General features: G+C 60.6%; 7 protein-coding genes. All 7 read right to left on the bottom strand.

The features are described 5' to 3' along the window. Window positions 1-173 (bottom strand): hypothetical protein (locus GX108_06605; protein NLO56704.1); only part of this gene is annotated, 173 nt, incomplete at its 3' end. Next, on the bottom strand, window positions 166-891 hold the full coding sequence (locus GX108_06600) for a 16S rRNA (uracil(1498)-N(3))-methyltransferase (GenBank protein NLO56703.1): 726 nt from the start codon (window positions 889-891) through the stop codon (window positions 166-168). The genes GX108_06605 and GX108_06600, both read right to left, overlap by 8 nt. After that, window positions 845-1,732: a 50S ribosomal protein L11 methyltransferase gene (locus tag GX108_06595; protein NLO56702.1), complete on the bottom strand. Its 888-nt coding sequence runs from the start codon at window positions 1,730-1,732 to the stop codon at window positions 845-847. The genes GX108_06600 and GX108_06595 overlap by 47 nt, the downstream gene beginning before the upstream one ends. Window positions 1,733-1,830: 98 nt before the next feature. Next, on the bottom strand, window positions 1,831-2,946 hold the full coding sequence (gene dnaJ / locus GX108_06590) for a molecular chaperone DnaJ (GenBank protein ID NLO56701.1): 1,116 nt from the start codon (window positions 2,944-2,946) through the stop codon (window positions 1,831-1,833). Window positions 2,947-2,959: 13 nt separating this feature from the next. Next, window positions 2,960-4,786: a molecular chaperone DnaK gene (gene dnaK / locus GX108_06585; GenBank protein ID NLO56700.1), complete on the bottom strand. Its 1,827-nt coding sequence runs from the start codon at window positions 4,784-4,786 to the stop codon at window positions 2,960-2,962. Between the two features lie 53 nt (window positions 4,787-4,839). Further along, a complete protein-coding gene (locus GX108_06580) occupies window positions 4,840-5,454 on the bottom strand; it encodes a nucleotide exchange factor GrpE (GenBank protein ID NLO56699.1) in 615 nt (204 codons plus the stop codon). After that, window positions 5,451-5,623, bottom strand: a 173-nt coding sequence (locus tag GX108_06575) for a heat-inducible transcription repressor HrcA (GenBank protein NLO56698.1), incomplete at its 5' end; no start/stop codon positions are given. The genes GX108_06575 and GX108_06580, both read right to left, overlap by 4 nt.

Below are 5,623 nucleotides of genomic sequence, written 5' to 3'. Positions count from 1 at the left end.
GCCTCGGAGGTCACCGAACAAGTGACCACGACGGCCGCGTCAAAGGATCCTTCCCGGGGAGTCCGGGCTCCGGCTTTCCTGAAGGCACAGCCCAGCGCCTCCGATTCGAACAGGTTGGTACGACAGCCCATATGGAGGATCCTGACCCTGATCCCCTTCAGGCTGTCAACCATCGATCGGCTCATCGATCATCATGGAAAGTACTGCAACGGCCACCACCGCCGCGGTGGGGGACCTCATCACGACCGAACCCAGGCTTACCTTGCGGAAACTTTCCCTCTCGAGGATCTTGAGCTCTTCACCGGTCCAGTCGCCCTCCGGCCCCACCGCCACGGCGGCTCCATCCCGCGTCCTCGATCCAAGGACAAGCGGAGCCGGCCCGGTGACGGCGACATACCTGTGGGAGGGCAGGGGGAGAGAAGAAATCGAGGATAGGGGCATGGGTTCGTATATCTCCGGTGGATCGGCGCGACCACACTGCTTGGTGGCTTCCATGACGATCCTCTCCCAGCGTTTCATCCTGGAAGGGATCCTTTCAGGGGTTATGCTCACAACCGAGCGGGTGCATGTCAAGGGTACGATGGTGGAAACGCCCGCTTCCACCGCCTGAGCCAACATCCGATCAAAGGCCTCACTTTTGAGAAGACCCGCCAGGAGCCAGACCTCCTTCAGCGGCCTTTCAGGCGTCTCGCCGACCACGATCCCCTTCGACCGCCCGGACGAGAGTTCCAGTCTCATCAGCAGTATCCTGCCCGGGAGCAGGCCCTCGAACAGATCCCCATGCCTGCAACGCCTGACGGAGACGAGGTGACGAGACTCCTTCGGGTCGAGGATCCAGGCGGAATCACCCTCGGGGACCGACGACTCCAGCCGTACGCGAGGCAGCGACACCCCACCAATCCCCCTTTTCTGCTTCGCTGGACGGAAGGAGTCCGCCCAGAGTGAGGATCTCCAGGAACCTTTCCCTTTCCTTCACCGTGAGGCCGGAGAAGACGGCTTTGCCTCCAACAGGCAGCACCTTGGGGATCTCCGGCATCATCACCGTAAGGGGGTCGAAAACGATATTCGCGCATACGAGGTCAGCCGTCTCGACGATACCCCTGAGAAGATCTCCGGTGCGGATATCCACGACACCATCGGGTATGCCGTTGAGGCGAAGGTTCTCCCTTATCTCGGGGATCACGGCGGGATCATTATCGGTGGCGATGACGCCGGCGGCTCCCATCCTCAGGGATGCCACGGCCAGGATCCCCGATCCCGTACCCACGTCGATGACCTTCATGCCTGGTTTGACGGTGTCCTCGAGCAATTCCAGGGCAACCTGGGTGCTCTCATGGTAGCCGGTTCCAAAGGCGCTCCCCGGATAAATATAAAGCGGAATTCTTCCCTGGAGTTCCTTCCCCTTGTGCCAGGGAGCCATCACGACGATGGACCTGCCCACCTCCAGGGGTGGGAAAGCCTCCTTCCAGGCCGTGTGCCACTGTCGGTTCTCGATCCGCCCCATATCCACGATCTTGACTCCGGGCCAGGGGTTTATCACTTCTTGGACCCTACCGATCCAGAAACCGAGATCCCTGGTGTTGCGGTAATAGGCCTTCACCGCTATCCTGCCCGGGAGTTCCTTTATTTCCGAGCCTATGCTCCCGGACAGGTCTGCCAGGGCGGACAGATCGTCCTCGTTGCCGTCCTGTCCCTCGAGCGTTATATACCACCAGAACCCTTCGCCACCCATCGCATTGAACACCTCCGGTATTTCCGGCTCTAAACAAAACGGGAGGCCCCGCCGCCTCCCGTCCGATCATAGTTTAACATGTCCCAACCGCCGGGGCATCATGAAAAGAGCTGCCTTATCCGGTCCAGCAGGCCGGCGGACTGGACGGGAACGTCCATCTCCTGGGCAAGGGCCTCGACGAGGACCCTCTCCTTTTCGCTGAGGTTCTTGGGAACATCGATGAAAACGTGAGCGTAAAGGTCGCCCCTACCCGAGCCCCTGAGCCGGGGCATCCCCTTGCCCCGGAGCCGAAAGGTCTTCCCTCCCGGGGTACCGGGAGGGATGTCGATCTTCTCCGGATCCTCAAGGGCGGGAACCTCCACCGAGGCACCGAGCACGACCTGGGGGAACTTCAGGTCAAGCCGCGTGTGCAGATCTTCCCTGTCCCTCTCGAACAAAGGATGCTTCTCGACCTTCATTGTTATGAAAAGGTCCCCCGGGGGTCCTCCGTGAACCCCTTCCCTCCCCTCGCCCGCAACGCGAAGCCTGGTTCCTGAATCGACGCCGGGCGGGATCTTGACTTCGACGATTTTCCTCGCCCTGACCTTGCCGGACCCTCCGCAGTTGGAACAGGCCTTTTCTATCTTCCTGCCCGTGCCTCCGCATTCTCGGCACGGTGAGACGCTGACGAAGGTCCCGAAGGGGGTCCTCTGCTGGGTCTCAACCTGGCCTGCACCGTGACAGAAGGGACAGGTCCTGACTTCACTGCCCGGCTCAGCGCCGGAACCGCCGCAATGCGCGCAGGTCTCGAGCTTTGGAACGGATATTTCCCTGGTCACACCCCTGAAAGCCTCCTCCAGGGTTATGGACAGGGTCATATCCAGGCTTTCCCCCCTGGCGGGGCCTCCCGAAGGACGGCCGGAGCCGAAAAAGCTGTCGAAAAGGTCACCGAAAATATCCCCGAAGGGGCCAAAACCGCCAAAAGGAGCACCCCCGGGGCCAGCGTCGCCGATGGTGCCGTACCGATCGTAGGTCTCCCTCTTCTGGGGATCCTGGAGCACCTCGTAGGCGAGGTTTATCTTCTTGAACCTTTCCTCGGCCCCGTGGTCGCCGGGATTGGCATCGGGGTGATGCTTCCTGACGAGTTTCCTGTAGGCCTTCTTTATCTCCACCTGCGAAGCGTCCCGGGGGATCCCAAGGATCGCGTACAGGTCCCGGCTGTCCTCAGCAGGCACCGCGTTTCACTCCCTAGGACTCCCCGTTCTCTTCGAATTCAGCGTCGACCGTGTCACCGTCGGCGTCCCGCCCCGAGGGTTCCTGGGTCGGCTCCCGCTGCCCGGCAGCCTGGTCGTAAAGCCGAGAGGACATCTCGTGAAGGCTCTTGGTCAGTTTTTCACAGGCCTGGCGGATCTCCGCCGGATCCTCGCCGCCCAGTTTGCTCCTGACATCCTCGATTTCCTCTCCGACCCGGGATTTTTCGGCATCGGTCACCTTGTCGCCGAGATCGGAAAGAGTCCTCTCAGTGCTGTATATCAGCGAGTCCGCCTCGTTCCTGGCATCGATGAGTTCCTTTTTCTTTCGATCGCTTTCAAGGTTCTCCTCCGCGGCGCGGCGCATTTTCTCAATCTCGGCTTCGGACAGCCTCGAGGACTGGATGGTCACATGCTGCTCCCGGGAAGTCCCCTTGTCCTTGGCGCTTACGTTCAATATGCCGTTCACGTCGATATCGAAGGTGACCTCGATCTGGGGCACCCCCCGCGGCGCGGGAGGGATACCGTCGAGAAAGAACTTGCCAAGGGTGACGTTGTCCGCCGCCATGGAGCGTTCGCCCTGGAGAACGTGGATCTCCACCTGGGGCTGGCTGTCCGAGGCCGTCGAGAATACCTGGCTTTTCGAGGCCGGTATGGCCGTGTTCCTGTCCAATATCTTGGTGAAGACACCTCCCAGCGTCTCTATGCCCAACGAGAGGGGTGTCACGTCCACCAGGATTATGTCCTTGTGCTCGCCCGTGAGGATCGCGGCCTGGATAGCGGCCCCTACTGCGACGCACTCGTCGGGGTTTATCCCCTTTGTGGGCTCCTTCCCCAGGAGTTCAACGATCTTTCTCTGCACCATGGGCATCCGGGTAGCCCCTCCAACGAGTAATACCTTGTTGATCTCCTCCCGGGTCAACCCGGAATCGTTCATGGCCCTCCTGGTCGGCTCCACGACCTTCTCCAGGAGGGAGCGGGTTATCTCTTCGAAGCGGGCCCTTGTGAGGGTCAGTTCCAGGTGCTTGGGTCCGGTGCTGTCCGCGGTTATAAAGGGCAGCGATAGGGAGGTCTCCGCCATGGAGGAGAGTTCCACCTTGGCTTTCTCGGCGGCCTCGCGCAGGCGCTGCAGGGCCATCTTGTCCCTGGAGAGGTCGATGCCCTCGTTGTTCTTGAACTCCGACACCATCAGGTCGACGATCTTTTGGTCCCAGTCATCCCCGCCCAGGTGGTTGTCGCCCGAGGTTGCCAATACCTCGATAACCCCGTCCTCGATGCCCACATCTAGGACGGATACGTCGAAGGTGCCGCCGCCGAGGTCGAAGACGAGAATCTTGTTTTCGCCCCCCTTGTCCATCCCGTAAGCCAGGGCCGCAGCGGTGGGTTCGTTTATTATCCTCAACACCTCGAGGCCGGCGATCTTCCCGGCATCCTTCGTGGCCTGCCGCTGGGCGTCGGTGAAGTAGGCCGGCACGGTTATAACGGCCTGACCGACCTTCTCTCCCAGGTATTCCTCCGCATCCCGCCTGAGTTTCTGCAGGATCATCGCCGAAATCTGCTGCGGGGTCTGCGAGGCGCCGTCGATCTCGATCCTGAAATCGGTACCCATCTTTCTTTTTATTGAAGAAATGGTCCTCTCAGGGTTGACGATGGCCTGCCTCTTCGCCAACTGTCCGACAAGCCTATCCTTGTCCTTCGTGAAGGCCACCACGGAGGGCGTGGTCCTGGAGCCCTCGGCGCTGGTTATGACGGTTATGTGGTCGCCCTCCTTGACGGCCACGCAGCTGTTGGTCGTTCCAAAATCGATACCTATTACCTTTCCCATTCAACATTCACCCCGCATGGTTTAAAAAATCTAATATCCCCGGCAGCGGCGCCTCAGGACGGGGCCCTGGCCACCTTGACCCGGGCGGCCCTCAGCACCTTGCCTGAGATGGTATACCCCGTCTGGAGCTCTTCGGTGATGATCCCATCCTCGACCCCTTCCCCGGCTTCCTCCACCGCTACAGCCTCATGGGCGGACGGATCGAAAGGCTTCCCCACCGTTTCAATGGCGGAAACACCCAGGTCTTCCAGGACCGAAAAGAATTGGTCTCGGACCATACCCACACCCTTGACGTAGGATTCGAGGTCGGATCGGTTGGCGGAAAGCGCCCTGTCCAGGTTGTCAAGGACAGGGATCAGGGCGGCGGCGGCATCTTCTCCCGCCATCGATCTGAGCCTCTCCTGTTCGCGCTCGACCCGCTGTCGGTAGTTAAAGAAATCCGCCCTGGCTCTCGCAATGGCATCGCCGAGGGCCTTGTTTTCCTCGCTGAGCCGTTCTACGAGGGCCTTGGCCGACCCGAGTTCAGAAAGCAGTTCATCATTATCGGCAGACCCTTCCCCGCGAGGTTCTTCCTCGAGCGGGGCTTCAGGTCCGTTCTCTACACCGCCGTCGCCACGGGAATCATATTCAGGGGACCCGAGCGGTTTTTTCCCTCCAGGTCTGGTCATCGGTGGACCTCCTTGTCGTTCTCGCCCTTCTCGGCAATGGTACCGAGTACGCCTTCGAGGACCGAAATGGATCTTTCGTAATCCATCCTCGTCGGCCCGATGAGGCCGACCACGGCTTTCCGGCCGCCGGCAATCGTGGAGGCCATCAGTATGGAACAGTCGGGCATCT

It is taken from the genome of Thermovirga sp. (assembly GCA_012523215.1).
Lineage (GTDB): Bacteria > Synergistota > Synergistia > Synergistales > Thermovirgaceae > 58-81.
Note: the sequence above shows the minus strand (reverse complement) of the source record. Positions and strands in the feature narration are given on the sequence as shown.

Bases quoted from the DNA above. Each gene is read 5' to 3' on its own strand.
- GX108_06595 (NLO56702.1), bottom strand. From the start codon at position 1,732: ATGGGTGGCGAAGGGTTCTGGTGGTATATAACGCTCGAGGGACAGGAC.
- dnaK (NLO56700.1), bottom strand. From the start codon at position 4,786: ATGGGAAAGGTAATAGGTATCGATTTTGGAACGACCAACAGCTGCGTG.
- GX108_06580 (NLO56699.1), bottom strand. From the start codon at position 5,454: ATGACCAGACCTGGAGGGAAAAAACCGCTCGGGTCCCCTGAATATGAT.